The organism is Cytobacillus sp. MT66, assembly GCF_058792595.1.
The window spans coordinates 1-26,158 of the sequence record NZ_JBXAFB010000001.1; the positions used below are offsets into that span (position 1 = coordinate 1).

Sequence of the window (26,158 nt, forward strand, 5' to 3'; positions counted from 1 at the left end):
CTGTTTGTGTTATCTACATTATGGGGGGAGAGGTCTATTTTCATTCCTGGGTTGTGAGCGAAAGATCATGAATGTTTTTTATTGAAACATATCAAAGTCAAATTATAAATATCTCCCCGCACTAAGGTAAATAATAACTTCGAATCAACAAGAAAAACCATGAAGGGATGTACGGTTCGAATGACGAAAATTGGAATATTAGTGGGCAGTTTGCGTAAAGAGTCTTTGTCAAGAAAGCTGGCAGCAAGTGTCAAGCAGTTTTTTCCAGAAGGCTATCAGGCAGAATTCATAGAAATTGGGAAGCTGCCTTTATATAATCAAGATTTAGATGATGAAAATAATGTTCCGGAAGAATATACAGTCTTCCGAAATAAAATTAAGGAAATGGACGGGATTTTTTTTGTCACGCCAGAATATAATCGTTCCATTCCAGCCGTTTTAAAAAATGCCTTAGACGTTGCTTCCCGGCCATATGGAGATAGCGCATGGAATGGGAAACCGGCAGCTATTATCAGCCAATCTCCAGGCGGTTTGGGTGGATTCGGCGCAAACCACCACTTACGACAAGTGCTCACATGCTTAAATATGCCAATTGTTCAGCAGCCTGAAGTTTACCTCGGAAACATTCAAAATGTTATGGATGATCATGGGAATCTAAAAAATGAAGGAACAGCGAAATTTTTACAATCCCTTATCGATACGTTTGTCGATTTAATTCGGAGATATCAAGCTTAAGTAAAATATGACGAGATGCCTGCAGAGGATTGCAAGCATCTTTTTTTATGGAGATAGGCAAATAGGTGGAGAAATTATGATTTCTGATTTCTGTATAGCCTTCATCATGGATATATTTACTTATTTTTCCATAAAAGGAAGGTTTTATTGCGTTAATTGAAGAAATAGCTATCCACAAAAGTGTGAAGTGAGGTTGATTGAATGAAGAGGATGATCGTATTTACTCTATGTTTATTAATAATTTCAGGATGCAGTAATAGCACTCAATCCACGATACATGCTGAAAAGGAGATTCACAGCCATGATGAGGAAACGGTAGATCCAAGTACCACTAAGGACTACAGCGATTTTGATGCAGTCAAAGATGCCGCAATAAAGGAAGCTGAATTCGCAGAGGATCTTACTGAAGAGGAATTAGCTTTTGCCCAAAAAATTCGGCCGCTCCATTTTGATTTAAAAACCATGATTCTTCGTATGTCTGGTACAGGGGTTTTATTTTTAACCGGGGAAACTGATGAAGCAGCTGTAAAAAATATAATTTCTGAAGCCGATGAAAAACTTTCTTTCGTGGAATCTGAGCTGAGTAAAATCGAGCCTCCTAAATCGATGGAGTATGTGATGTTAGCGTACAACGAGGCTTTACCTAAATATCAGCAGTCCATACAGCTGTTCAGCCAGTATTTCGAAACCAATAAAAAAGAGTACTTAACCCAATATAGCGAGCTAACCAACAAAGCAAACGCAGATATAAAAAAAGTGATTTTTGACATGTGGAGTGATGAGTTAAGTCCTCCAAATTAATCTGAAGGTTAGGGGAAAAAATAGATAAAAAACGAAAAAGGAGGTAAAAGGATTGGACCTAACCGAAACTTTAAACAATCAAGGAGGAGAATGATGAAGAGAATTACCATGGTTATTACACTTGCATTAACCTTACTGCTGGGAAGTGCAGTATCAGCGTCTGCCGCAAAAAAAGAGAATTATAGTATTAAATTGTTAGAATATGGCGGGATTGAAGGTTATCCAAAGTCTGGACTGGTCTATGGAGCACACAACCAGGGTACTACCTATCTGCCTTTCTTCTATAATTTAATTCAAAGCAAAGATCAGAATATTCTTTTTGATATTGGTTTCCGAGATGATCAAGAAGATAAACAAAAAGATTGGGTGAAACTATTTAACGTTTCCAAATCTACAATGGAAGGGCCAGAAGAAATCCTAAATAAAGTGAATTTAACACCAAATGATATTGATAAAATTATTTTAAGCCACCTGCATTATGACCACGCGGGAAATATTGATAAATTTCCAAACGCACAATTTTACGTTCAAAAAGAGGAGTTAGACGGCTGGGTTACTTCTTTATCCCTGCCTGATAAGGTTCGAGAATGGGTATGGCTTGCAACAGATATCGATCATATTAACGATTTATTACTAGCTTCTTCAGAAAAAAGGGTGACACTTGTTAAAGATGATAACTTTGAGGTGGCAAAAGGGATAAAGGTTCATGCAGCTAAAGGCCATACGTTTGGTACGCAAGCATTAACGGTTGAAACAAAAAAGGGTATGTATGCACTGGCCCAAGATGTTGTGTATACCTATGAAAATGCAACAGATTATAAACCGCTTGGCCTTGGTTTGGATAACCTTGAACAGCTTAATTCCATTCATAAAGTAAACAATCTTGTTAATGGAGATATTAACCGAATCATTCCTGGACACGATATCGCTGTATTTGATAAATACCCGACTAAAAAGGTTGGCAAAAACAGAATTGTAACTATTGTAGATTAAGCTGAAGAGCTGGAGACTTTTGTTTCCAGTTCTTTTTATTTCTCTGCGAAAATGGTGTCATTTTTAGCAGAAAAAAAATGATTGTTTAATATTATCAAAAATGATAATATTACATTAAATGATAACGGAAGGGGTAAATTTCCTAATTGATTAAAATAGAAACGGTTCTCCATCCTGTTCGTTTTCGTATCATTCAAAAGTTTATTGATGGGCAGAGTAAAACAGCGAAAATGCTGGGTAAAGAACTAAAAGATATTCCGCAGGCTACTTTATACAGACAGCTAGATACTCTTGTAAAAGCAGATGTTTTAGTGGTTACCGAAGAAAACCAAATTCGCGGAACGGTGGAAAAGGTTTATACCTTAAATATTTCAGCTGCCAGCATGTCTAACAAAGATATAAAGGGACTTTCTAAGGAAGAACATCTCCAATATTTCTTAGTTTTTACTGCACAGCTTATGCAGAACTTTGAAGCCTATCTTCAAAGCGGAGAGGTTGATTTTCAGAGAGATGGGGTCGGTTACAGACAAACAGCCCTTCATCTTACTGATGAAGAATTTATGGGTTTTATAAAAGATATGGCGAAGGTGTATGAAAAATATGCCAAAAATTCCCCTTCACCAGATCGGAACAAAAGAATGATTTCCAATATTATCATTCCTGAGAGGGAAAGGGGAACAGAACATGAATAATAGCCAAGAAATAACAGTTCAATCGGCTTTTCCATTGAGCGGCACATTAACAATTCCTAGTGAGGCAAGGACCGCTCACCCTGCAGTGTTAATCATTTCAGGGTCTGGTAAAGGGGACCGAGATGGGAATTTAAAGAATTTGCAGATGAATATGTACAAAGATTTAGCAGAATTTTTAACGGCCAAGGGGTTTGTTACTTTTCGCTATGATAAGCGAGGAACCTACCAAAGCGGCGGTAACTTTTTAGAGGCAGGTTTAAATGATTTAATTGAAGATGCAGCAGCATGTGTGAAGTTCTTACAATCTCATCCATCGGTTAACAGTGACCAAGTACTTATTTTAGGGCATAGTGAAGGTGCACTTATTGCACCAGCTGTATGCAAAAAAGTACCAGTTTCCGGCTTGATTTTACTGGCTGGAGGTGCCAAATCATCAAAAGAGCTGTCAGATTGGCAAAAAGCGATGGCCTATGTTGAAATGGATCACGCAAAAGGGTTCAAAGGCTGGTTATTTAGAGTGCTAAATGCTACTGAAAAAGCAAAGAAGCAAGACAAAAAAATCTTTGAAAAAATTGTTGCCACTGAACAATCTGTCATGAGAGTGCAGGGGATAAAAATCAATGCCAAATATTTAAGAGAGACGATGGCTTACAATACAGCTGATTATTTACAAGAGGTGGAATGTCCTGTCTTAGCGATTACTGGGGATAAAGATGTCCAGGTCCCGCCAGAGGATGTTAAGCTGATCGCCGAATTGGTCCGTGGAGAGGCAGAGTGGCATATTATCCCTCAGATGAATCATCTTATGCGGAAATATGAAGGCAATCATACCATGCTTGGTCTTATGAAGGAATATAAAACCCTGGCAGATCAGCCGCTTGATCAGGATATGCTTGATAAAATAGAGGAATGGCTGGAGAAATATTATAAATAGATACTGCTGTAACTCTTAAATAAAAAAATATAAGGAAGCTGCTTAAAATGCAGGTTCCTTATATTTTTTTGCTTGGTTTTAATATTAGGTGCTTGCCTAAGAAAAGATGCAATTAGCCAGGAGACGATAGCTGTACTGGGTATGAGCTCGAAAGGCAGGATCATTGGCAAAAAGGGTGAATACCGTATCGTTTACTTGATGGGTAAAGGCAAGAATTTGGCTCTTTGCTTTTTCATGACCAGGCCACCATCCTGATACGAAGAAATCATTATCCGAGCTAAAGGTGGCTAATACATCAGCACCCGCAGGTACAGAAGTAATCCAGGATCCTGATGTTACATAAAAAAGCTCGTTCGACGAATAGCCAGAGGTCAGAAGATGGCTATTGAGTTTTGCTTTTACTAATCCTTCGTGGTCATTCTTTGTGTAATCATAATGATATCCTGGTAATAGCCCGCTTTTTTTAACTGCACTTAGTGCAGATAATCCAATCCCCACATATCTTTTTCCAGATAAATTGGTTTCATTTAAGCTGCTGCTGTCACTGATGATCACATCTGCTTCCTTTTGCTTGACCATGTCAAAGCCAAGCTCTTTTATGACATATTTCAAAAAATCAGATCCTGAAACCGCTACTTTTGGCCGCTTAAGCTTGGCTGTTTTTACAAGAATAGCATCGTCTAAAGGCTTTGCCTGGATAAAGTAGTTTTTGCTAAATGTCTGCAAATCCTCCGTTCGGACAATAAAGTCGCCTCTGTTTACTCCACCTTTAGTTTCAGTGGCCTTCTCTACAGTTACCCCCTTTTTCAGAAGTTCATTAACGATTTTGATGGTGTCATTATTGGTATTGGACAATACTTGAAGCCGGGTATTTGCGGTAATCTTTCCTGCTGGTGTCGCTGCTGTCTTGACTTTGATGACATTTTTACCAATGGCACGATCTTCACGAATTTCAAGTACGGTAAAACCTCTTAGATCCGGGAAATTAACAACAATGGAATCGTACATCTTTTTCCAGTCTGAAATATTATCACCTTTATATAGCATTGCGTTTGCCACACCACGTTTTGCCTGTTTCATTGGAATCAAAAATGTTCCTTTAGAATAAATAGTTCCGTTTACTTTTATTTTTTTCGTAGTTTTTAAAACCTTAACACCATTTCGAAGCAGATATTGCACCATTTTATAGGCTTCCAGTTTATTTTTTTGTGCAGTGCCGATCGGGATCAAATAGTAATCGGGAAAGAAATTCTTATAGCCTTTTCGTATGCGCCCAATGGATTTTCCTGAAGAATTGACAAGATATTTGTCTACTGCATCGTTGTCCTCGCCGGTTACGCCACGCTGAAAAATTTCAAGCTGTTTTTTATATAATTGATCTTTATTTTTTTTAATAAAATGGACAGCCCCTAGTCCAACGCCCACCATCGCGTTAAAGCCATCCTGACTTAGTGCAGGAATTTCAATAGTATGGCCGAGCGAACCGTGCAGCATGGCATACATAGGGGTATAGCCGACTGACATATCGTCCCAGCCGCCTTCGTAATCGAGAGCTGGAATAGTGTATGATTTAAAGCCGGAGTTGCCTAAGCCTGCTTGGCCCATTGCATGGGCCTGTCTAATCATATTTTCGTATAGTAAATCGTATTCATAATTTGGATTGTGAGGGGGAGTTGCTGGTTCGATTAAAAAGCCGTTAATGTAACCATGCATATCCAAGAAGGAAAGGGGCGTCCACTTGGCAATTTCCTCAGTGACAAGGATGGATTCGGGCTGAGTTTGAAAATGGTTGTCACGGTTTAGGTCAATGCCATTTGCGTTTCTTCTAGTGTTTTTTACTCTTCCGTCAGGATTATTTGTAAACATGAAGAGGAGAATGATATCATCAAGGATTTCGTTCACATTAAGGTCTATAATTTCTTTTTGTCCATTTTGCCGAATGTTTTGAAAGGTAATCTTATCCATGAGGGCAAATTTTTTCAATAACTCAACTTGTGCGTCAGGACCTTCCACTTCATCGGGATGAATATTATTAAACCAAATAGGGACTTTATATTTGCCCATATGTCCATTTTTTAACTTCTCTAAAAGACTTCCAGGCTGCTCTAACGCAATTGGAAGTGTTTCATTTAAATATTTTTCTACAGCGGTTTCATCTTTTGCCAAAATAACAAAATGAAGGTCTCTTCCCTGAACAGATTTTCCAAGACTTTTGTATTTAAGATAACGGTTATTTCTTCGCTTTGCTTGCTTAAAGATTTCATCTATTTCGGGTTTTAGCTGATGATAGAAAAGGAACTCATCATAGACATTTAGTTTGACTGTTGCAGAGGCCTTTGTTTTTGATTCTGGGTCAACCAATGCTAGTTCATAATTTCCGATAAACTTTTGATATTGCGAGCGAATCGTTCTGTTGGCAAGGCTTTCTCTGTTAAACAAAAGATCAAATTTTAAGACTGCCTTGATGGTTGTAGTTCCTTTAATTAAATGGGGTTTCTCGATAATTGTAATAAAAGGGTCACCATCAAAATTGGATTGGCCTGTCCACTTTTTCCATGCAGAAAGGCGCTTCCCGCCAAACTGAAACTCCAGCTTGTTTATGTCCACATTCTTCCCAAGATCCGCTTCAACCTCAACTATTCTTGCTTCAGTCAAAGACAATAAATTCTTGCTAACCTTTAGACTCACCATATTACATTCATCCCTGCATAATATCCTTTCATAAAATATCTCCTAACCATAAAATCATATTATTCAAACATTATATTCAACAATAAACAAGGAAGTGACTTTACCAATTTAAAGCAGCGGGGGTCAGTCCCCCGCTGCTTTAACGCATTAACCCATTGGGGGTCAGGCCCCCATTGCTGTGAAGCGCTAAATTGAATAAACCTAAATAATTTTATGTCTGTTAGGGGATATTACCGTGGACCGACTTTTTTATTATGGAGGGCTGTACAGATGGAGGATAAGACAAAATTACGTTTGACAGCCGCAGAGATGTCGAGTCTTTGGACACAGTACATAAATGATACATTGGCGGTTTGTGTGTGCAGCTATTTTTTAGAAACGGCAACTGATGAAGAAGTGCGCCCTATTATTAAAGGTACGCTTGAAGTGGCTAAGAAGAATGTTTCCTTTTTACAGGAGCTATTTAAAAATGAAGAATTTCCGGTCCCGCATGGGTTTACGGAGCAAGATGTAAACCAAAGAGGAGCCAAGCTTTTTTCAGATCCGTTTATGTTAATGTATTTAAGGCGGATGGCTATCATTGTCATGTTTGGCAGCAGTCAGGCTATAGGGCTAGCGACACGTCCTGATGTAGCTGAGTTTCATAGGAATGTATTAGACAAGGCGGTTGAGCTGCAAGGCAAAACACGCGATTTATTGTTAAAACAAGGGTTGTATGTAAAACCGCCTAGTATCACTGCTCCTGATCAGGTGGATTTTGTTGAGAAACAGAATTTTTTAGCCGGATTTTTTGGGAAAAAGCGCTCAGTGACATCGGTTGAAATTACCCATTTATTTTTAAACACTCAAACAAATGTAATTGGAAAAGCATTAATAATGGGGTTTGCTCAAACTGCACAACATGAGGACGTAAAACAATTTCCTAGCAAAGGAATTGATCTTTCCCAAAAATATATAGAAACCTTTAGTCAATATTTACTAAAAGAAAATCTGCCTGTCCCGATGACATGGGATGGTTTAGTCTTGGATACAGCAGACCATATTTTTTCAGATAAGCTTATGATGTATCATGTCTCAGCGATGAATGCCGCTGGGATTGGAAATTTTGCGATGGCATTAGCGGCAAGTACGCGCAGAGATTTAGGTGCTAAATATGCCTCATTTATCCCAGAAATCACCATGTATCCCTGAAGAGGGAGCTAAAATAATGATCAAACATGGCTGGATGGAGGAGCCTCCACAGGCTGATGACCGTGAACAATTGAAAAAAAATTAGACCATTATATCCATAGACTATAAAGAAAAGACCCGGTGAGAACCAGGGTCTTATTTTTTATGATGTACTTCTTAAAAAATCTGCTGTATATCTTAGCTCGATCGGCCATTTTAGCTAAACACAAAACTGCCAATAACAAACAAAGCTGCTGCAATGACGCCACCAATAGCAGATACTTTTAATTTATATTGGGCATAGTCTATCAAGTCCAGGTCAAGAATTGAGGCAGTTGTGATCGTGGTGTCTCCTAGCGGTGAGGTTAACGCTCCAAAAGCACCGCTTGCAAAAACAGCACCTACAGTTAACGGAATGGAAGCTCCAGTTGAAACAGCTAAGGAAATGCCTAATGGCATGAATAACCCCCAAGTTCCCCATGATGAACCAATGAAATAACCGACAACCGATCCAATGACAAAAATGGCTGCAGGGGTAAGAAAAGCCGGTAAAAAGCTGCCAAGGGTTGAACTGACAAAAGCTGAGAAGCCAAGATCTTCGGCAGCTAATGTTAATGACCAAATAAGAATTAACAGGCTGATTGCTTCCATCATTTGATTTCCGCCATCATAAAAATGGAACAGCACCTCGTTTAATTTTTCATTTCTAATCAAATAGAAAATAAACGTAATAATAAGGGTCACAAACACAGCGAGAAGCATCACAAAAGTAGCATCTGCCATAGAAAAAGCTTCAAATAGCGTTGTAGCCCCTTTTGCTATGCCATCCTGCCATAAAAGAAATAATGATGAGCCCAGCAGCAAGAAAACGGGTACAATTAAATGCCATGGCTGTGCTTTAACTAAGGATAATTCGATTTGAATGCCAATCCTGTGCAATTCAAAGTGTTCGGGATTTTGTTCTTCACCAGTGCTTTGACGAACTTTGTCTCTAGGAGACCAAAAGGTTTGAATTAGTCCAATTAAAAGCATAATAATGGCATAAAAATTAAATAAAATACTTAATAGAAAGACTTCATACGCTGATATGCCTAGGTTCAGTCCGCTGATTCCTCCCTCGACTAATGACACCATGAACCCAACAAAGGCTGTTGCCACAGGGAGCAGAACAATGACTGATTCTGTTGAGATATCAAGTGTCATGCCGACCTTTTCTCTGGACAAATTCATTTTTTTGATGAGAGACTTGATGATAGGGCCGATCATCATAATCCGGAACATCGGCATCATGAAAGTAAAGGGGAGTGTGAGCCAAATGAGGCCCAGCAGGCCCCGTTCTGTGGTAATCCTTTCTCCTGCCCATTCAGAAAACCCCTTAATTCCGCCGGAAACATTCATCATTCCGACAAGCCCGCCAAATACATAAAGAAACGCGATAATTTTCATATTAGTTGGATTCGCTAAAGTAGTGACAATATATGTGACTGCCTGCTGTGTACCCTCAAGTAAGCTTGCAGTGACCAGAATAGACCCCACAAGAATCCCAACAACCAGCCCAGGCAAGATATTCTTCAGCCAAATCGACATTCCAATTACAATTAAAAACGGAATTAGTGAAAGCCAAACATACTCCAAAATACAATCCTCCTGCAACGCGTTAAACCACCGGGGGCCTGACCCCCGTTGCGTTAACGCTTTAAACCACCGGGGGACAGGCCCCCGGTGCGTTAATGCTTTAAATTGTTGGGGGACAGGCCCCCATTGCGTTAATGCTTTAAACTGCCGGGGTAAAGCCCCCATGTGTGAAAGTGTTAGTGATTTAATTTAGTTTTCCCTGGGAGGGAGGGCATTATTACTTCTTATCTAAAAACGGACCTATTGACATAATTGGTTTTGGGTTATACAATTATCTTGAATTCGAGATAATTTACTTCAAAGTAATGTTTAGCAAACTTCAAAAGAAAACATTAAGCATCAGTAAAATAAACAACAAATGTTAAAGGAGTGAACGGGATGGAACTTTTGGGATTGCATCATGTGTCTATATTGACAGGCAAAGCTGAAAAAAATTATGAATTCTATACAAAAATTTTAGGGATGAGATTGGTAAAGAAAACAGTGAATCAGGATAATACCGAATCCTATCATCTTTTTTATGCTGATGCAAAAGGAACTCCTGGGACAGACGTGACATTCTTTGATATTCCTCATCTTGCACGGACACACAGGGGAACTTCAGATATTTCCGCTGTTTCATTAAGGGTTAAGACTTCAGACTCCTTGTTGTTTTGGAAAGAACGTTTTGAACAATATAGAGTTGAACACGATGAAATTATAAAAAGAGCACACCGTGATACACTTGCTTTCAGAGACTTTGAGGGGACTCGCATCATTCTAGCAGCTGACAACAATGAAAAGGGAGTTCGAGCAGGTGTACCTTGGCAAAGGGAAGACATTCCGCTTGAACATGCCATTATTGGCTTAGGCCCAGTGACGCTCACAGTCGGAATCGCTGAACCAACGATTGGCGTTTTAACAGAGGTGATGGGATTTCGCCATGTTGGTTCCTATCCATCCCTTGAAGGAAATGCTCCAGACATATTGGTTTATGCCACAGGAGAAGGCGGCAGCGGAGCGGAGGTTCATATTGAAACAAGACCTGATTTGCCAAAGGTTCGCTTAGGACGCGGCGGAGTTCATCATGTTGCCTTCCGCGTCCCGACCGAAGAAGAATATATTCAATGGGCAGAGCGGCTCAAGGAATATCGCTTGCCGAATTCAGGGAAAGTAGAAAGATATTATTTTAAGGCGTTATATTTCAGAGAACCCAATGGAATATTATTTGAACTATCAACCGATGAACCTGGGTTCTCCGCAGATGAACCACTCGAAAAAATGGGTGAGAGACTGGCACTCCCACCATTTTTAGAACCAAAGCGAAAAGAGATCGAGGCAAAATTAAGACCATTAGAATTACAATAAGCAGGAGGGCATAAAATGAACCATTTAAAAGGATTACACCATGTAACAGCTATAACAAGCAGCGCGGAAAAAAACTATGAATTTTTCACTTATGTGTTAGGCATGCGTTTAGTGAAAAAAACGGTCAACCAGGATGATATCCAAACCTACCATTTATTCTTTGCTGATGATAAAGGCAGTGCCGGTACAGACATGACCTTTTTCGACTTTCCCGGCATTCCAAAAGGGCTGCATGGGACAAACGAGATTTCCAAGACATCCTTCCGTGTACCGAGTGATGCCGCTCTAGATTATTGGGTAAAACGTTTTGATCGCCTTGAAGTCAAACACACCGGTATTAAAGAGCAATTTGGCAAGAAAACCCTTTCCTTCGTTGATTTTGATGATCAGCAATACCAGTTGATTTCAGATGAAATCAATAAAGGGGTAGAATCTGGTACACCTTGGCAAAAGGGGCCAATTCCATTGGAATATGCGATTACGGGTCTTGGACCAATTTTTGTCCGGATTGCGAATTTCGATTATTTTAAAGAAATGATGGAAAAAGTCCTATTATTTAAAGAAACAGCACATGAAGGATCATTTCATTTATTTGAAGTGGGAGAGGGAGGAAACGGGGCCTCAGTTATCGTCGAATATAATGCTATTCTTCCTGAAGCCCGCCAAGGTTTTGGCACCGTTCACCATGCAGCGTTCCGTGTAGAGAATCGGACCGTATTAGAAGAGTGGATTAGTCGCATGGCTAGCTTTGGTTTCCAAACATCCGGCTACGTAAACCGCCACTTTTTCGAGTCATTATACGCAAGAGTTGCACCGCAGATTTTATTCGAATTTGCTACTGACGGTCCTGGCTTTATGGGGGATGAACCATATGAAACACTGGGAGAAAAATTATCTCTTCCGCCATTTTTAGAGCCAAAACGAGCTGAAATTGAAAAATTAGTCCGTCCAATCGATACAGTAAGAAGTACCAAGACATTTATTAAAGAGTAATATTTAAAAAAAAACGGTGGTTCCTATAGCAGGAATCATCGTTTTTTTACGCCCAAATAGATATAAAAAGCTTTCGCATAATGAAAATATTTCCAGACTCACCCATTCCTTTTTTCGCTTTCTTTAGGAATCTTCATATAAGCATTCAAAGTAGGAAAAAGTAAATAGAGCATAGGAATTTTATCATATGAGGTGATTGGATGGATCCGTATGTAGAAGTCAGAAATGTCTCGAAAATTTTTGGGAAATCGCCAAAAGCAGCCATTGAATTACTAAAGAAAGGTAAATCAAAGAAAGAAATCCTTAAAGAAACCGGGCAAACGGTTGGTGTGAATAATGTGAACTTCAAAATTTATCCCGGTGAAATTTTCGTCATTATGGGTTTATCCGGAAGCGGGAAATCCACCTTAATCCGAATGTTCAATAGACTAATTGATCCTACGCTAGGAGAAATTTTGATAAAAGATGAAGACATTGTCAAAATGAATGCTGCCAGGCTGAGAGAAATTAGGCAAAAAAGAATCAGTATGGTTTTTCAGAATTTCGCTTTGTTTCCACATCGAACCATAGTAGAAAACACGGAATATGGTCTTGAAATCAAAAAGGTTCCTCCAGATGAACGAAGGGAAAAAGCTATGAGGGCGCTTGAGGTTGTCGGTTTAAAAGGGTACGAGCATCAGCTTCCATCCCAATTAAGCGGCGGAATGCAGCAAAGGGTTGGCCTTGCCCGAGCTCTTGCAAGCGATACCGATATTATCCTGATGGATGAAGCTTTCAGTGCGCTTGATCCATTAATTAGGAAAGATATGCAGGATGAATTAATTGAAATTCAAGAGCAATACAAGAAAACGATTATTTTTATTACACATGATTTAGATGAAGCATTACGAATTGGCGATCGCATTGCCCTTATGAAAGACGGCAGTGTGATTCAGCTTGGTACACCTGAAGAAATCATGATGAAGCCAGCCAATAAATTTGTTGAGAAGTTTGTGGAGGATGTTGATTTATCAAAAGTTTTAACCGCTTCACATGTAATGAAACGAGCCGAAAAGATCGGTATAGACCGTGGTCCAAGGGTTGCCCTAGAAATAATGCGTAAGCAGGGGTATTCCAGCATATTCATTGTCGACCGTAAGAAAAAGCTTTTGGGGGCATTGACTGCTGAACAGGCAAAAAAGGCTATCGATCAAAATCAATCGATATCTGAAGTCATGACAACCGACATTCCAACAGTTTCAGAAGATACATTAATTGCTGATTTAATGGATGAGATGGCAACTTCTAGCCTGCCAATTTCTGTTATTGATGAAGAAAACCGATTAAAAGGGATTGTGATTCGCGGAGCTGTTGTTGGTGCGCTGGCAGGAAATAAAGATTCTCTGAATGATTTGGAGAGTGATGAATAACATGAATATGCCTAAAATTCCATTAGGAGAATGGGTAGACTCTCTGGTGCAATGGGTAACTGTTGCGTTTGCTGGTTTTTTTACACTTCTAACAAACTCGATTGAAGGCCTGTTAAACATTATCGTTGATGTGTTAAGCGTAGGCCCTCCGATAGTCTTAATAATTTTCCTGGCTCTATTAGTAACCTATACAAGCAGATGGCCATTAGGGATTTTTACCTTAGTCAGCCTGCTGTTAATTGATAATCTTGGCTATTGGGAATCAAGTATTCAAACATTAGCAATCGTTTTATTATCTGGATTAATTACCATTATCATCGGAATTCCAATTGGAATATGGTGTGCCAAGCGAAAAACGGTACAAAATATTGTCACACCTATCTTAGACTTTATGCAGACAATGCCTGCCTTTGTGTATTTAATTCCATCGATTTTATTTTTTGGTATAGGCGTTGTGCCAGGAATAATTGCTTCGTTTATCTTTGCAATTGCTCCTACCATTCGTATGACCAATCTGGGGATTCAAGAGGTACCGAAAGACCTCATTGAAGCAGCGGATGCTTTTGGATCATCCAGCAGCCAGAAATTGTTCAAGGTCCAACTGCCTTTAGCCATGCCAACGATTATGGCTGGGGTAAACCAAAGTATTATGCTTGCCCTTTCAATGGTTGTTACAGCTTCATTAGTTGGGGCACCTGGACTTGGAGCAGATGTGTATCGAGCTGTCAGTCAAATTGATGTCGGAAAAGGCTTTGAAGCTGGACTATCCATTGTTTTTATAGCCATTATACTTGATCGGATTACACAAAACTTGCGAAATCCAGCATATAAACATGTATTAAAACCTAGATTAGCTTTTTCTATATTAGCTGTACTTGTTATTGGCACGGCCATTGCGCTAGCTATTCTAAAAGGTAACACAACTCCTGCACCCGAAGATGAAAACAGCATTGGGGCTCAAACAGATTATGAAATTATTGGTATTGAACCCGGTGCAGGCTTAATGGCGCTAACGAGTAAGGCAATGGAAGATTACGGATTAGATCAATGGAATCTATTTGAAGGGTCTTCAGCTGCTATGGTTGCGGAGTTAAAGAAATCCTATGATGCAGAGAAACCGATTATTGTAACAGGCTGGTCGCCGCACTGGATGTTCGCTTCCTACAAATTAAAATATCTTGATGATCCGAAAGGCTCATTCGGCGGTGCTGAAGATATTCATACACTTGTCAGAAAAGGCCTTGACAAGGATGCTCCTGGTGCTTATACGATTCTTGATCAATTCTCATGGGAGCCGAGTGATTTGGAAGCTGTCATGGTTGACATTACAGGTGGCTTGAAAGCAGGTGAAGCAGCCGAAAAATGGATTAAGGCCAATTCTGATAAAGTGGCGAAGTGGACGAACGGTGCCCAAGCGGCAAATGGTGAAAGCATCAATCTTGTCTTTGTTGCCTGGGATACTGAAATAGCTAGTACAAATGTGATTGGTAAGGTTCTTGAGCAACATGGCTATAATGTGACATTAACTCAAGTTGAAGTTGGACCTATGTTTGCTGGTGTTGCTAACGGCAGCTCCGATGCGATGGTTGGAGCTTGGCTCCCAACAACCCATGCAGAATACTTTAATACGTATAAGAATGACTTAGTCGACCTTGGTAAAAATCTTCACGGAACAAAGAATGGTTTGGTAGTACCGGAATATGTCGATATTGATTCCATTGAAGATTTGCAATAAATAAAGAATATTTAAGGGGTAGTGATATGATTTGGTATCGCTGCCCTTTTTTTACGTTAAAGCCAATATTAAAAATGCAATATCACTTCCGTATAAACAATTCGCAAATCCGCAAAAATTGCAATTTTACTTTAGAATGAGAATTGCAATTTTTAAAAGGATTACGAGAATTGTATTATAATAGAAATAAAATTAAAAATATTCATCATTCATTGTCTAAAGCATTGAATCATGAAATAAGATTGACTAATAGTTCGTTAAAGGAGGAATAAGAGTGAAGGAAGTCTTGCTTGCTCCCGGTAATATAGGAAATCTTGCATTGAAGAACAGAGTCATAATGGGTTCGATGCATATGGGAATTGAGAAACTGAATGATGGGGAAAGAATTGCCCGCTTCTATGCAGAACGCGCTAGAGGGGAGGTTGGGCTGATTGTCACAGGAGGTGCTCCGATAAGTCCAGAGGGAGCGAGTGATACGCACTCCATTCATATTTACAATCCAGAACATGAAGATCACTTTCGAAAAATCACCACTGAAGTACATAAAGCTGGGGGAAAAGTAGCGCTGCAGCTGTTTCATGCTGGACGCTATGCTCGAGAAGATAAGACAGGAATGAAACCTGTGGCACCATCGGCGGTACCTACGCGGATTAGCCCGACTTTAGCCGAAGAATTGGATGAGAAAAATATTTTAAGAATTATTGAGGCTTTTGGTGCAGGCGCCAAAAAAGCCCGTGAATACGGGTTTGATGCGGTTGAAATTATGGGGTCAGAAGGATATCTCCTTAATCAATTTCTTTCCCCAGTAACAAACTTGCGTCAAGATGACTGGGGCGGAACATTCGAGAAACGTCTGCGTTTTCCTCTCGAAGTGATTAAATCTGTTAAAAAACACGCCGGCCAGGACTATCCGGTGATTTTTCGAATGTCCGGAATGGATTTAATGCCTGAAAGTTCAACCTTAGATGAGGTCGTAATCCTTGCACAAAAACTGGAACAGCATGGAGCAGATGCCTTAAATATTGGGATTGGCTGGCATGAATCACAAATTCCAACCGTTCAGTCGTGTGTACCGCACGCAAGCTTTGCATCACTTAGCTCAGAAATCAAACATGCCGTATCGGTTCCTCTAATCGTGAGTAATCGGATCAATGAACCTAGTCAGGCGAATCAACTTTTGGCTAACGGGGTTGCGGATTTTATCCAAATGGCACGTCCCTTTCTTGCGGATGCAAATTTTGTCCAGAAGGTAATGGAAGACCGTTCTGATTTCATTAATACATGTATCGGCTGCAACCAATCCTGTCTGGATAAATATTTTAGCGGTCTGCCATCCTCTTGTCTGGTGAATCCGATAGCTGGCAGGGAAGAATTACTAAAGATTGAGCAGTCTAAACGAGCCCTTCATGTGGCTGTTGTCGGCGGCGGACCTGCAGGAATGGAGGCAAGCCGTGTTTTAGCCCTGCGAGGTCATCAGGTAACCTTGTTTGAAAAAGCAAGCCGTATTGGCGGGCAATTCCGCTGGGCATCTAGAGTACCTGGGAAAGCTGATTATGCGCAAACGGTTAGATATTTTGAAAACGAGTTACAAAGACTAGGTGTTAGTATTCAGTTAAATTCACCTCCAGTTGCGGAAGAGCTGGCAGCATTTGATGCTGTTGTGTTGGCATCTGGGGTTTTGCCAAGTGAGGTATCGATTCCAGGAAGTGATTTACCACATGTCTTCGATTATACTGACTATTTTGAGGAACGGAAAATTGTAGGCAGACAGGTAGCGATTATTGGTGCAGGAGGAATCGCAGTCGATGTTGCTCATCGCCTGACAGAAAACATTATTAGCCCGGAAGCCATCCTTTTCCTCATCTCTGAAGGAATTATGGATGCCAAGGATGTTTTAGAAAAAACAAAGCCGAAGCGCAAGGTTCATCTGATGCGCCGCGGCAAGCGACTTGCTGAATATGTAGGGAAAACGAGACGCTGGATCTCTCTAAAAGAAATGAAAAAACGTCAGGTGGCCATCCATACTGAGATTGAATATGATTCTATTACCGAGGACGGCGTCTGTATTATTGAAAACGGAGAAAAAGTTCTTATCCCTGCAGACACAGTTATCCTTGCCGCCGGTCAAAAACCAAATGATTCTTTGCAGAATACTCTGGTTAAATTTGGATTTGTTCTATGTGAACTTCCATCCGTGGATTCTTTTTACAAAGGTGAAGGGGAACTTGGAAGATATAAAGTAGGGGAAAATGTTGAAAAGCCGCTGTTTGTCATCGGTGGTGCGCAAGACATAAAAGAGTTAGATGCAGAACGGGCGATACTTCAGGGGACGATCGCCGGGAGATTATTAGATTAATTTTGCCTATGATTGAAAAGGAGAATATATATGAAAAATATTCTAGTATTAGGCGGAACAAGGTTTTTTGGCCGAAAATTAGTTGAGTTGTTAATTGAAGACGGCCATCATGTATCAATTATGACACGCGGACAATCGGGTAATCCTTTCGGTGATAAGGTAGAACATCTAATAACGGATCGTACAAATAAAGAAGAACTCGCCAAAAAAGTAGAGGGCCGAAATTTCGATATTGTCTATGATAATATTTGTTATTCTCCAAACGAAGCGCATGAGTTTTGTGAAATATTCAATGGGAAAATTGGCAAGCTTGTTTTCACCTCGAGCCTTTCCGTGTATGCAGCTGACTGCCGTGCAAAAAGAGAAGCTGATTTCGACCCCTATTCTTATGATGTTCTAATGGGCAATAGTAACGATTTTTCCTATGGGGAAGGAAAGCGGCAAGCGGAAGCTGTTTTCTTTAAATATGCAGAATTCCCTGTTGTAGCAGTTCGATTTCCCATCGTTATGGGAGAGGATGATTATACAAGAAGGCTGCATTTTCATGTTGAACGAGTTAGCAATGGGGAGCCAATTGGCTTTTTAAACATGAAAGCGGAAATGTCTTTTATTCAGGCTGAAGAGGCCGCAGAATTTTTGAAATGGGCTGGAATGTCTGAAGTGGAGGGTCCAATAAATGCCACAGCACATGGTGAAATTTCCTTAGCCAATTTAATCAAATTAATTGAAGAAGCTGTTGGAAAAAAGGCTAAAATCGCTCTTATTGGAAATGATGAAATCCGTTCACCATATGCCATTCCGGATTCCTGGTTCATGACAAATGAAAAGGGTGCAAAAAGGGGATTCCAATTCTCTTATTTACATGATTGGCTTAAACCGTTGATTGAAGCGATGGCTAACAAGTTAAAGTAGAGTAGATTGTATGCAGGGAATATCAGGAGAAAATAGGACGGTAAACCAAGACCCGTCCTATATTTATCTTCATACACATGCTTCAAATTCATACATGATATTATTGATGATGGTTTGCACTGGCAGAATTTCCTTTATTTCATGTACCCTTGCTCCGGCAAAAACTAGACCATTTTCACAGTCTCCGTTCATAGAGGTAATTAGAGAATCAAGTGTACAGAATCGATAGGAGCAATCTTTAAGGCAATCGATACACTTTTTAATTTTGACTTTTTTATCACCTGAAATGAGGTCAGTAAAATGGTTTTTAATCGCGCGCCCGTGTAGACCGACCGTTGTTTTGACTAAAATTGTATCCTCCTGGTGAGCTTGGACGTATTTTTCTTTAAATGTGAGCGGTGCATCACACTCAACACTTGCAACAAATCTAGTTCCCATCTGGACACCAGAAGCGCCTATTTTTAAAGCTCGGGCAAGATCTTCTCCAGTCATAATCCCTCCGGCAGCTATGACAGGAATTTTCACCGCCGCAACGACTTCCGGCAGTATCTCGAATAATGGTCTGTCGGTGCCCAGGTGTCCACCAGCTTCATGTCCCTCCACTACAACTGCAGAAGCTCCAAGTCGTTCTGAAATTTTTGCTAGTCTCGCTGAAGATACAATCGAGATAACAGGAATTCCAGCCTCTTTGCCCCAAGCATACATATCTCTTGAAATCCCAGCACCAGAAATGATGAAATCAACCTTCTCCTCAAGGGCAGCTTTCATTTTTTCAGCAAAATCATTCATCGCAAAAAGGACATTTACGCCAATATATCCTGTATCTTTAATCGTTTCTTTAGCTTTTCTTATATGGAATTTCATCTCCTCGACAGTAATCCCCGTACCAGAGATAATTCCAATCCCTCCTGCATTTGCAACAGCGGAAGCTAGCCCGCTTAAAGAAATACCTACACCCATACCACCTTGAACGATTGGAAACTTTGGCATCATATGCCCAATTTTTAACTGTGGAAAACTCAAAGAAGAACCCCATTTCATTAGTATACTTTGAAATTTCTAAATACTAATTCATTCTATCAATAGGATTCACTCCTAAAAGTGAGCTAACTAACACCTGGTCCTAATAGTTCATAATATTTTTGGTGGTGTCACAAAATGTTCAAATTTACGTTACCGCATCACCGCAATGGGGGCCTGACCCCCATTGCGGTGATGCGGTAAATCACTGGGGGACAGGCCCCCAATGCTTTAAAGCGGTATAGGAATGGTTTGGTTGTATGTTTTCATGTAGTGCATGCCTTTTATGGTGATAAATTCGGGCAGCACTGATGTATCAAATAAAAGGGTTCGCTGCTTATAGAAAGTGCCATTTTTATTCATTTTAGTCTGATTGACTGTCGTTTTTAATGGGGTTTTTACACCATTTGTGTTACTGATGGAAACGCCGTCAAGCATGACATCAACATCTGTTGCAATTGTCACCTTGACACCCTCAGATGTTGCGGTAACATCCTTGATTATCAATTCTTTAGTGTCTCCTAAAGTGATAGGCTCTGCTCCAGCAGTGGCTATGTTTATTTTTTCATCAAGCGTCTTATAGCCAGCAAATTGCTTCACCGCAATTTCTAAAGATTCCAAATTACTTGGCAGGGCATCAAACCGCAAATCAAATGTTCTGCCTTTCAGCGAGGAACTATGACCGCCGCCCAGCATTTGAACAGGTTTTCCATCTGCAAGAAGTTCAATGCCATCTAATGCACTTGAAACGCGATCAAAGTTATCAGCATTGATTGTGCCTTCTACCACTGTTTCGGTTGGGGTGGCAGTAATAGAGCGAAAGTTAATTTTCCCTTTATCAACCTCGGCTGTTTTTCTAATGGATTGCTTGATCCCAGTCTGCAGCGCTTCATCCGGATGATAGGGGAAAGTAACTTCTCCTTCTTTTATTTCATTATTAGGAAGCTGCTCACTATAATGCAGAGTTAATTTTTTTGAAAAAGGGCTGACGGAATCAAAGGACATGACGCCTTTTATTTCTGTTTGCAGATCATTTACCCTTTCTGTGCCGCCCCCGGCAATGGAATTAGTGAAAAAGCCCGTTAATCTCCTTGGTGAAAATTCCCCGTCAATTCCATCAGAATTTTTTAGAGTGTAATAAAGAACGAGCTGATTTTCATCCGTTATTACTCCATCAATGATAAGAAAGGTTCCGTTCGATAGTGCAGTCTTTTTCCCAACCAGTTGCCCCATCCCTTTTTCATTTAAATCATTTAATGTACCTGTAACTAAATCGTCGAACCCTAGTAATTTCTTTCCGTAAAAAGCAAACGCATCATATTGATAACCTGCAAAAAAGACGAGTAACACCGCTGCTGCGGTAAGGTTCCAAATAAGTTTTCTTGGCTTATGCTTCTGTTTTGCCGGCTTTAGGGCTTCTCGCATGCGAGCTTCGAAATTTTCCGGTGCAGTAATTTGATCAAAACGCTGTTTTTCCTCGGCTAATCGTTTTTCAATATTATTCACCATGTTCACCTCCATAATAGTCCCTCAGCTTCTTTAGTCCTTGAAAAATTCTTGATTTGACAGTCCCAATCGATACATTTGTCATTTCGGCAATGGTTTGATAATCGAAATCATGAAAGTATTTTAACTGCAATGCTTCTTTTTGATGTTCATTGACCTTAGACAACATTTCGGTAATATCCAGCTGATGATCGGTCCTAATATGAGGATTATGGTGATCCTGTTCGTTGATTTGCTCCTGTTCCATATACTGAAAATCGCTTGATTTTCGCAGAATGGTTTTACAGCGATTGACTAAAATGGTTTTGCTCCAGCTGTAAAAAGCTTTTTCATTTTTAAGCTGATGGATATTCTCGTACAGCTTTACAATCATATCCTCTACAGCATCCATGGCATCGTGGGAATTTCCCATATAAGTGAATGCCAGCCGGTAGTAGGCATCTTTTTCCACAAGAATCAATTTTAGAAGAGCATTTTTATTTCCTTTTTTTGCTTTTTTAACCAAACGAACAACATTCATGGCCACACCTCTTTCAATGATAAGACTCACAGGGGTGTATAAAAGTTCATTCAATCGGACGAAAGAGGTTAATCTTTATTAAAAAATGAAGTAAATTGAGCAATTTGAGTTCCTGTACATTAACTTTTCAACCACAGGCATATCCGCAGGTGCCCATTTAAGTGAATCGAGTTTTTCCTTATTCATCTAAATCATCTTCGCGTGCTCAATGGAAGTGGGGGAGCCAGAAATGATTTTGCATTTAATCGAAATCAACTGTACAATAAAAGTATTGCATTTATAGTGCCTCCTGAACATTAGTTTACATAATATTATTATGGTTTTTCGGTGATAAATATAGGTCCATTTTAATAAAAGAAATTATGGGTGTCATCTTTTACCGTTTTTATTAATGAAACCATGGAGATACTAAAAAAAGACAAAAACAGCAAAGGAGCTAGGATGATATGGCAGAACAGAGTGCTGTAAAAGAAGAGCGCAAAATAAAAAAAGCAGAGGTTGGCGATGAAATCTTAATCACTGGCGGTGTAGAAAAGGGTAAAACAGGCAAGGTGAACGTCGTAAGAGATAATTCAGTTATTGTTGAAATAGGCTACAATTCAAAAAAAGAGGAACCTATTCTGACAGTGGTCAACCATCAGCGATATAAAATTAAGAAGTAACACATAGAATAATCCACCTTAATTCAGGTGGATTATTTTCGCATATGGAGGCTTTTTACAATGAAATGGATGATTAATTTACTATTTGTGGTACTGCTTCTTGCCATAACCTTTTTTGGACTAGGACCTGTACTTCTCGCAGACGGAACAGTGCAGGAACGATTGTTCACCTTGGTTGTTGTTATTCTCTTGTATCTTGTTGTAATTATGCTGTATATAAGGTGGAGGAAATGAATTGCAGCTGGTATATAATGGATTGTTTTTTTCAGTTCTTTTACCCCCACTGAATATTATTGTATTCTATGTTAAAATAAAAAAGTTAATTGGAAGGGAGGGTTTTCTGCCATGCGATTACATAAAAAAGCTTTTTATTTTCTTTTATCTGTAACAGCTGCAGTTATGATTTTATCAGGATGCGGAACACAGGAGAAAGAATCCAATACAGCAGGTGGCACAGACAGTGAAAAAACAGGGTACCCCGCCGATGTGAAGGAACGTCCAATTGTGACGATAACCATGGAAAATGGGAAAAATATCGTTCTTGAACTATTTCCGGAAGCGGCCCCTAATACGGTAGCTAACTTTATTTCTTTAATTGAAGATGGCTTTTATGATGGGCTGACATTCCATCGGGTAATCCCTGATTTTATGATTCAGGGCGGAGATCCAGAAGGAAACGGCTCAGGAGGTCCTGGATACGCGATTAAAGGTGAATTTCAGTCAAACGGCTTTAAAGCAAATACAGTGAAACACGATCGCGGTGTCATTTCCATGGCACGGACAAACGAACCGAATTCAGCTGGTTCACAATTCTTCATCATGGTTGCAGAAGCGCCTCATCTAGACGGAGATTATGCGGGATTTGGAAAAGTAATTGAAGGTATGGAAACGGTTGATGAAATTGTCTCGGTTGAACGTGACGGAATGGACAAGCCATTGCAAGATCAGAAAATGAAAACGGTCACCGTTGATACGAAGGGCTATGACTATCCAAAGCCAGAGGTTGAATAAAAATTAGCGCCTAACTGTCTAGGTGCTTTTTTATGGAAAAAATTGATATAAAACGAAGGGTGTAAAAATGGCAAAAATTGAAATGGTAAACACGAAAGAAGAAACAACAAAAGATGATTATTTTGAAAAATGGACTCAAAAGACTTTTAAAGAGATTTCTCTGCCAATGAGCCTTCAGGATATACTATCGGCACTAACGAAAACGGAACTCGATGACATCCGTAAACAGCTTCAGGTAAAAAACGCGAGTGGATTAAAAAAAGCAGATTTGGCAGACTTGCTTACAGAAGAAATCCCTCATTTCATAAATAATATTATTCATACATTTGATGAAGATCGCTATCATTTGCTAACACAATTAATCAGGAATAATGGTGTACTTCCGCTGCCGTTCTTAGAAATGAATCAAATAGAATATTTAAGAACTACCGGATTCATTTTCACCGGAATGTATAAAAAGGAAAAAGTGCTTGTTATTCCGCAAGATCTTCTTCCTAAATTGGAACAGTATGAAAATAACAGTGAAATTCTTCCTATTATTAAACGAAATACAGAATGGGTTAAACTAACCCACGGAATGTTATATTATTATGGCTCTCTACGCAGTGATGAACTATTTGAGCTGCTTGAGAAGTATACGATTATTCCAGATAGAACTGAATTTTATTCGATTATAATCGAAGCAGTTAAATACTATGAAAATATGATGATTGATCAAGAAGTTTTTTCAGATATCGATGCAGAAGATCCGGATGAGATTAAAAAAGAGCATGAGATGCGCGCCGAACTTGAGTTTTATCCATTTACTAAAAAACAATTGCTCGCGGCTGGAGATATTGATTTTATTGATAAGAATACAAGCTTTTTAAAATTTGTTACCTTTCTTACAAATACCTACGATCTTACTAGAGAGGAAGCAGAAGATCTTACAGAAGAGTGTGCTTACCTGACAAGAATGGGCGCCCCGCATAAAGAGGTGTTTGATACAATCAGCCGAAATATTATTTTTGATACCTTTGATGATGTGAAAGTGGCGATGGATCACACGGTGGAGCTATTAAATAATACTCCGCAGCGTATGTTAAAAGGCCACTGTCCATCAGGGCTATCTGCCAAAAGAAAAAGCGCTGCAAATGTTATTGACTTTCATGCAAAAAAGAAAGTTGGCAGAAATGATCCATGTCTATGCGGAAGCGGCAAAAAATATAAAAAGTGCTGCGGGAAATAGGTCCTTATAGAAAAAAACTTCCTAGAAGCTAGGAAGTTTTTTTCTATTTTATGTAAATGATACTAATGAAATCTGTTAGAATGAGAGAAAAAGGAGTTTTCTGAAAGAGTTGAGCTAGGAGCACAAATTAAAGGTCATAGTTTAACAGTTATTTCATAAAGAAAAAGGTGATTTTTCGTTGTTTTTTCTGCTATTGTCTGTTTTAATTATTTGTTTGATCGTTGGGATTTCCTTCATTATAAGCGGGAAAACCCTAATTGGCGTGATAGCAATTATATTGGGAGTACTCATATTATTATTTATAATTTACTACTATAGATATAGGAAAAAAGGCAAAAATAAATGGGATTGTACACCTGATTGTGATTGCCCGGATACAGATTGTGATTGTGGACCGGATTGTAATTGGCCTTGAAAAACTAACTGCCATTGTCCCTTGTCATCGAAGAAAGGACCGATCCGTTACGATTTATGGCCGTTCACTCCCGTTATGTGCAAGATGTACTGGAATCCTTGTTGGTTACCTGTTATTTCCTTTTTTGCTGATTTTCATGCTATATTTACCGATTTGGCTTGGAATCCTGCTTAATATCCCAATGGCAGCTGATGGCTGGACGCAGAAAATGCATTTCCGTGAAAGCAACAATATTCTTAGAATGACAACAGGAATACTTTGCGGATTTGGTCAGAGTATTTTGATTGTAAGCATCAGCCATTGGATTATTACTCTCATCTCTTAAAGAAACTCCAAAGCAATGCTTTGGAGTTTCACACTTCCATATCCAATTCCGCCAAAACACTAAACAAAGAAAATAGGTGACACATGTTTAGACGCATAGGCAAAAGGGTTTTGACTTTTATCCTTTTATTAATCGTGTTTATTTATCTAAATAACTCTTCCATCTTTATCAGCAGTGATCAAAAAAAGCCATTCCTGTTAGCGCATCGCGGAGTCGCGCAAACTTTTCCGATGGAGGGTATTACTGGGGATACCTGTACAGCGGAAAAAATTTTCAAGCCGCAGCACACTTATATAGAAAATACCATTCCCTCCATGGAGGCAGCCTTTAAGGCAGGGGCAGATATTGTTGAATTGGACGTACAGCCGACTCTCGATGGAGAATTTGCCGTTTTCCACGATTGGACATTGGATTGCAGAACGAATGGCACAGGAGTTACAAGAGAACACACAATGGAGGAATTAAAACTACTAGATATAGGCTATGGCTACACAGCCGATAGCGGGAAAACTTATCCATTGCGAGGTAAGGGTGCTGGACTCATGCCAACACTTAATGAGGTGTTGGAGCATTTCCCAGAACAGTCTTTGTTAATACATATTAAAAGCAATGATCCGTTAGAAGGAGAAAAACTTGCGGATTATCTATCCATGCAGGGAGATAGCAGGCCCAGAAACTTAAGTGTGTACGGCGGTAATGAGCCAATCGCGTCATTAAAAGAAAACTTGCCAGAAATGCGGGTGATGTCAGTAGAAACAATGAAAAGCTGTTTGATTCCTTATTTAACGGTCGGCTGGACAGGATATGTGCCATCTTCATGCGAAAATACACAATTGCATATTCCGGAAAAATATGCACCATTTCTCTGGGGCTTCCCAGGCAGGTTTGTTGATCGTATGGAGAAGGCCAATACAAAAGTCATCCTTGTGGCTGGGGATGGAGGCTGGTCAGAGGGATTCGATGATCAGCAAGACCTGCAGCGCATTTCTAAAAAGTATGATGGAGGTATTTGGACAAATAGGATTGATCTCATTGGTCAAATGGTAAAAGAAGAATAATCTTTTTTGT

General features: G+C 39.6%; 23 protein-coding genes. 18 read left to right on the forward strand and 5 right to left on the reverse strand.

Features of this window, described 5'->3' with window-relative positions:
* Positions 1-180 precede the first annotated feature (180 nt).
* The 5 genes from AC1Q59_RS00005 to AC1Q59_RS00025 all read left to right on the forward strand — a co-directional run bounded on the left by AC1Q59_RS00005 (position 181) and on the right by AC1Q59_RS00025 (position 4,155).
* Positions 181-735 (forward strand): NADPH-dependent FMN reductase, encoded by a 555-nt coding sequence (locus AC1Q59_RS00005; RefSeq protein WP_492363710.1) that lies wholly within the window; start codon positions 181-183, stop codon positions 733-735.
* A 201-nt stretch (positions 736-936) separates the two neighbouring features.
* On the forward strand, positions 937-1,536 hold the full coding sequence (locus AC1Q59_RS00010; RefSeq protein WP_492363711.1) for a hypothetical protein: 600 nt from the start codon (positions 937-939) through the stop codon (positions 1,534-1,536).
* A gap of 90 nt (positions 1,537-1,626) precedes the next feature.
* Positions 1,627-2,529, forward strand: coding sequence for an N-acyl homoserine lactonase family protein (locus AC1Q59_RS00015; RefSeq protein ID WP_492363712.1), 903 nt, complete (start codon positions 1,627-1,629; stop codon positions 2,527-2,529).
* A gap of 146 nt (positions 2,530-2,675) precedes the next feature.
* Positions 2,676-3,221, forward strand: a complete 546-nt coding sequence (locus tag AC1Q59_RS00020) for a helix-turn-helix domain-containing protein (protein ID WP_492363713.1) — start codon at positions 2,676-2,678, stop codon at positions 3,219-3,221.
* A complete protein-coding gene (locus tag AC1Q59_RS00025; RefSeq protein WP_492363714.1) occupies positions 3,214-4,155 on the forward strand; it encodes an alpha/beta hydrolase family protein in 942 nt (313 codons plus the stop codon). Before AC1Q59_RS00020 ends, AC1Q59_RS00025 begins: the two co-directional genes overlap by 8 nt.
* A gap of 96 nt (positions 4,156-4,251) precedes the next feature.
* On the opposite strand, the gene AC1Q59_RS00030 is transcribed toward AC1Q59_RS00025, so the two are convergent.
* Positions 4,252-6,846: a M14 family metallopeptidase gene (locus AC1Q59_RS00030; RefSeq protein ID WP_492363715.1), complete on the reverse strand. Its 2,595-nt coding sequence runs from the start codon at positions 6,844-6,846 to the stop codon at positions 4,252-4,254.
* A 270-nt stretch (positions 6,847-7,116) separates the two neighbouring features.
* On the opposite strand from AC1Q59_RS00030, the gene AC1Q59_RS00035 reads away from it, so the two are divergent.
* Entirely contained in the window at positions 7,117-8,037 is a 921-nt protein-coding gene (locus tag AC1Q59_RS00035; protein ID WP_492363716.1) for a DUF3231 family protein, read from the forward strand.
* Between the two features lie 195 nt (positions 8,038-8,232).
* Here AC1Q59_RS00035 and AC1Q59_RS00040 read toward each other — a convergent pair whose 3' ends face one another.
* Positions 8,233-9,651, reverse strand: coding sequence for a Na+/H+ antiporter NhaC family protein (locus tag AC1Q59_RS00040; RefSeq protein ID WP_492363717.1), 1,419 nt, complete (start codon positions 9,649-9,651; stop codon positions 8,233-8,235).
* Positions 9,652-10,029: 378 nt separating this feature from the next.
* On the opposite strand from AC1Q59_RS00040, the gene AC1Q59_RS00045 reads away from it, so the two are divergent.
* The 6 genes from AC1Q59_RS00045 to AC1Q59_RS00070 all read left to right on the forward strand — a co-directional run bounded on the left by AC1Q59_RS00045 (position 10,030) and on the right by AC1Q59_RS00070 (position 18,403).
* Positions 10,030-10,998, forward strand: a complete 969-nt coding sequence (locus AC1Q59_RS00045; protein WP_492363718.1) for a ring-cleaving dioxygenase — start codon at positions 10,030-10,032, stop codon at positions 10,996-10,998.
* Positions 10,999-11,013: 15 nt separating this feature from the next.
* Entirely contained in the window at positions 11,014-11,991 is a 978-nt protein-coding gene (locus tag AC1Q59_RS00050; RefSeq protein ID WP_492363719.1) for a ring-cleaving dioxygenase, read from the forward strand.
* A gap of 200 nt (positions 11,992-12,191) precedes the next feature.
* On the forward strand, positions 12,192-13,400 hold the full coding sequence (locus AC1Q59_RS00055; protein WP_492363720.1) for a quaternary amine ABC transporter ATP-binding protein: 1,209 nt from the start codon (positions 12,192-12,194) through the stop codon (positions 13,398-13,400).
* A gap of 1 nt (position 13,401) precedes the next feature.
* Complete coding sequence (locus tag AC1Q59_RS00060) at positions 13,402-15,135, forward strand: glycine betaine ABC transporter substrate-binding protein (RefSeq protein WP_492363721.1); 1,734 nt, start codon at positions 13,402-13,404, stop codon at positions 15,133-15,135.
* Between the two features lie 274 nt (positions 15,136-15,409).
* Positions 15,410-17,491 (forward strand): oxidoreductase, encoded by a 2,082-nt coding sequence (locus AC1Q59_RS00065; protein WP_492363722.1) that lies wholly within the window; start codon positions 15,410-15,412, stop codon positions 17,489-17,491.
* A gap of 30 nt (positions 17,492-17,521) precedes the next feature.
* A complete protein-coding gene (locus tag AC1Q59_RS00070; protein WP_492363723.1) occupies positions 17,522-18,403 on the forward strand; it encodes an NAD-dependent epimerase/dehydratase family protein in 882 nt (293 codons plus the stop codon).
* Between the two features lie 69 nt (positions 18,404-18,472).
* On the opposite strand, the gene AC1Q59_RS00075 is transcribed toward AC1Q59_RS00070, so the two are convergent.
* The 3 genes from AC1Q59_RS00075 to AC1Q59_RS00085 all read right to left on the reverse strand — a co-directional run bounded on the left by AC1Q59_RS00075 (position 18,473) and on the right by AC1Q59_RS00085 (position 21,449).
* Positions 18,473-19,444 carry an NAD(P)H-dependent flavin oxidoreductase gene (locus tag AC1Q59_RS00075; RefSeq protein WP_492363724.1) on the reverse strand — a complete coding sequence of 324 codons (972 nt, stop codon included), beginning with the start codon at positions 19,442-19,444 and terminating at the stop codon, positions 18,473-18,475.
* Positions 19,445-19,654: 210 nt separating this feature from the next.
* Positions 19,655-20,932, reverse strand: a complete 1,278-nt coding sequence (locus AC1Q59_RS00080; protein ID WP_492363725.1) for a DUF4179 domain-containing protein — start codon at positions 20,930-20,932, stop codon at positions 19,655-19,657.
* Complete coding sequence (locus tag AC1Q59_RS00085) at positions 20,922-21,449, reverse strand: sigma-70 family RNA polymerase sigma factor (protein WP_492363726.1); 528 nt, start codon at positions 21,447-21,449, stop codon at positions 20,922-20,924. The genes AC1Q59_RS00080 and AC1Q59_RS00085 overlap by 11 nt, the downstream gene beginning before the upstream one ends.
* A 446-nt stretch (positions 21,450-21,895) precedes the next feature.
* Here AC1Q59_RS00085 and AC1Q59_RS00090 point away from each other — a divergent pair, with 446 nt between their 5' ends.
* The 6 genes from AC1Q59_RS00090 to AC1Q59_RS00115 all read left to right on the forward strand — a co-directional run bounded on the left by AC1Q59_RS00090 (position 21,896) and on the right by AC1Q59_RS00115 (position 26,148).
* On the forward strand, positions 21,896-22,111 hold the full coding sequence (locus AC1Q59_RS00090; RefSeq protein WP_492363727.1) for a DUF2187 family protein: 216 nt from the start codon (positions 21,896-21,898) through the stop codon (positions 22,109-22,111).
* Positions 22,112-22,171: 60 nt separating this feature from the next.
* Complete coding sequence (locus tag AC1Q59_RS00095) at positions 22,172-22,345, forward strand: DUF6954 family protein (protein WP_492363728.1); 174 nt, start codon at positions 22,172-22,174, stop codon at positions 22,343-22,345.
* Positions 22,346-22,456: 111 nt separating this feature from the next.
* Positions 22,457-23,122 carry a peptidylprolyl isomerase gene (locus AC1Q59_RS00100; protein WP_492363729.1) on the forward strand — a complete coding sequence of 222 codons (666 nt, stop codon included), beginning with the start codon at positions 22,457-22,459 and terminating at the stop codon, positions 23,120-23,122.
* Between the two features lie 67 nt (positions 23,123-23,189).
* Positions 23,190-24,350 carry an SEC-C metal-binding domain-containing protein gene (locus tag AC1Q59_RS00105; protein ID WP_492363730.1) on the forward strand — a complete coding sequence of 387 codons (1,161 nt, stop codon included), beginning with the start codon at positions 23,190-23,192 and terminating at the stop codon, positions 24,348-24,350.
* A gap of 362 nt (positions 24,351-24,712) precedes the next feature.
* Positions 24,713-25,090, forward strand: a complete 378-nt coding sequence (locus tag AC1Q59_RS00110; RefSeq protein ID WP_492363731.1) for a DUF2085 domain-containing protein — start codon at positions 24,713-24,715, stop codon at positions 25,088-25,090.
* Between the two features lie 83 nt (positions 25,091-25,173).
* The gene (locus AC1Q59_RS00115; protein ID WP_492363732.1) at positions 25,174-26,148 is read left to right on the forward strand and encodes a glycerophosphodiester phosphodiesterase family protein; all 975 of its coding nucleotides are present in this window, start codon (positions 25,174-25,176) and stop codon (positions 26,146-26,148) included.
* The last annotated feature ends 10 nt before the right edge of the window (positions 26,149-26,158 follow it).

Bases quoted from the DNA above. Each gene is read 5' to 3' on its own strand.
- AC1Q59_RS00070 (WP_492363723.1), top strand. From the start codon at position 17,522: ATGAAAAATATTCTAGTATTAGGCGGAACAAGGTTTTTTGGCCGAAAA.
- AC1Q59_RS00025 (WP_492363714.1), top strand. From the start codon at position 3,214: ATGAATAATAGCCAAGAAATAACAGTTCAATCGGCTTTTCCATTGAGC.
- AC1Q59_RS00085 (WP_492363726.1), bottom strand. From the start codon at position 21,449: ATGAATGTTGTTCGTTTGGTTAAAAAAGCAAAAAAAGGAAATAAAAAT.
- AC1Q59_RS00035 (WP_492363716.1), top strand. From the start codon at position 7,117: ATGGAGGATAAGACAAAATTACGTTTGACAGCCGCAGAGATGTCGAGT.
- AC1Q59_RS00055 (WP_492363720.1), top strand. From the start codon at position 12,192: ATGGATCCGTATGTAGAAGTCAGAAATGTCTCGAAAATTTTTGGGAAA.
- AC1Q59_RS00010 (WP_492363711.1), top strand. From the start codon at position 937: ATGAAGAGGATGATCGTATTTACTCTATGTTTATTAATAATTTCAGGA.
- AC1Q59_RS00090 (WP_492363727.1), top strand. From the start codon at position 21,896: ATGGCAGAACAGAGTGCTGTAAAAGAAGAGCGCAAAATAAAAAAAGCA.
- AC1Q59_RS00095 (WP_492363728.1), top strand. From the start codon at position 22,172: ATGAAATGGATGATTAATTTACTATTTGTGGTACTGCTTCTTGCCATA.
- AC1Q59_RS00100 (WP_492363729.1), top strand. From the start codon at position 22,457: ATGCGATTACATAAAAAAGCTTTTTATTTTCTTTTATCTGTAACAGCT.
- AC1Q59_RS00050 (WP_492363719.1), top strand. From the start codon at position 11,014: ATGAACCATTTAAAAGGATTACACCATGTAACAGCTATAACAAGCAGC.
- AC1Q59_RS00045 (WP_492363718.1), top strand. From the start codon at position 10,030: ATGGAACTTTTGGGATTGCATCATGTGTCTATATTGACAGGCAAAGCT.
- AC1Q59_RS00015 (WP_492363712.1), top strand. From the start codon at position 1,627: ATGATGAAGAGAATTACCATGGTTATTACACTTGCATTAACCTTACTG.
- AC1Q59_RS00005 (WP_492363710.1), top strand. From the start codon at position 181: ATGACGAAAATTGGAATATTAGTGGGCAGTTTGCGTAAAGAGTCTTTG.
- AC1Q59_RS00080 (WP_492363725.1), bottom strand. From the start codon at position 20,932: ATGGTGAATAATATTGAAAAACGATTAGCCGAGGAAAAACAGCGTTTT.
- AC1Q59_RS00075 (WP_492363724.1), bottom strand. From the start codon at position 19,444: ATGAAATGGGGTTCTTCTTTGAGTTTTCCACAGTTAAAAATTGGGCAT.
- AC1Q59_RS00115 (WP_492363732.1), top strand. From the start codon at position 25,174: ATGTTTAGACGCATAGGCAAAAGGGTTTTGACTTTTATCCTTTTATTA.
- AC1Q59_RS00105 (WP_492363730.1), top strand. From the start codon at position 23,190: ATGGCAAAAATTGAAATGGTAAACACGAAAGAAGAAACAACAAAAGAT.
- AC1Q59_RS00030 (WP_492363715.1), bottom strand. From the start codon at position 6,846: ATGGTGAGTCTAAAGGTTAGCAAGAATTTATTGTCTTTGACTGAAGCA.
- AC1Q59_RS00060 (WP_492363721.1), top strand. From the start codon at position 13,402: ATGAATATGCCTAAAATTCCATTAGGAGAATGGGTAGACTCTCTGGTG.